The following is a 931-nucleotide window of genomic DNA, read 5'->3' as shown; positions in this document are numbered from 1 at the left end:
TGTGCGAAAGAACAGCTTCAGGAACTATCAAACGATATATCCAGTGCATTAGACAAACACAAGGACGTACAAAACCAGCTTCTTCAGCTTCAGAAAGAACTACGTTCCATTGAAACAAAGAAGAACGTCCAAAAACTCATTTCTAAGGCTTCAGAGAAGTTTTACGGCTTGATTGGAAAAACAGTCAACGATAGGGAAAAGGATGCCTTAAAAGCCAAAGTAAAGGCTTTAGAGGGGGAAAATGAACAGCTATCCGATAGACTGGGAAAGGCTATACTTGAAAAAGAGCAAAACGGCACAAAGGCATTCAAAGCCGAGAATGACAAGGAGTATTATAGACAACAAATGGACAACGCAAGGACAACCAGTAACCGATTAAGGACGGAGAACCAAGAACTAAAGACCGAAACCAAGGAATTGAAAAAAGAACTTGGTAAGATGAAAGACTTGTTCAATTCCGAACAACTGGAGGCTTTAAGGCATCATTTCCCAAACATATCAAAAGCTATGGAAGAGGGGAAAGACCTACTCAAGCAAATCACCAGAAGCAGAGGTTTCGGTATGGGTATGTAACCCCCCCCCCGCCCCCAAAGGGGGAGCGACCAAACGGCAGCCTCTCTCAATGGAGTGTTACGTCGTTCGGATTCGGAAGAAATTTTGCAGGGTTCGGAAAACGGTTGTGTGCTTATTCTAAAAAAAGTTTATGGTGTGGCGCTCGTCGGGACGGGTGGTCCCGCCCCTTGCCGCTGGGCGCTCCCCGACCGATGATTTTTAAGTGACTGATTTTGTGCTGTTTTGGGGGTATATTAAGAATAGAAGAAATAGAATAAGTTAAGTACTTGATACACAATATAGGGCATTTTCCATATTGGAAATTCTCATTTTCCAATCTAGAAAATACTGATTTCCTAATATAATACTAAACAGGAAA

Annotated in this window: 1 protein-coding gene; it reads left to right on the top strand. The window is 42.3% G+C overall.

Going from position 1 to position 931, the window contains the following annotated elements; genetic code table 11:
- Positions 1–573: coiled-coil domain-containing protein (locus FPQ13_RS13045; protein WP_425456877.1), on the top strand; the 573-nt coding region annotated here is incomplete at its 5' end.
- Positions 574–931 lie beyond the last annotated feature (358 nt).

It is taken from the genome of Allobacillus salarius (assembly GCF_007559425.1).
Lineage (GTDB): Bacteria > Bacillota > Bacilli > Bacillales > Alkalibacillaceae > Allobacillus > Allobacillus salarius.
Note: the sequence above shows the minus strand (reverse complement) of the source record. Positions and strands in the feature narration are given on the sequence as shown.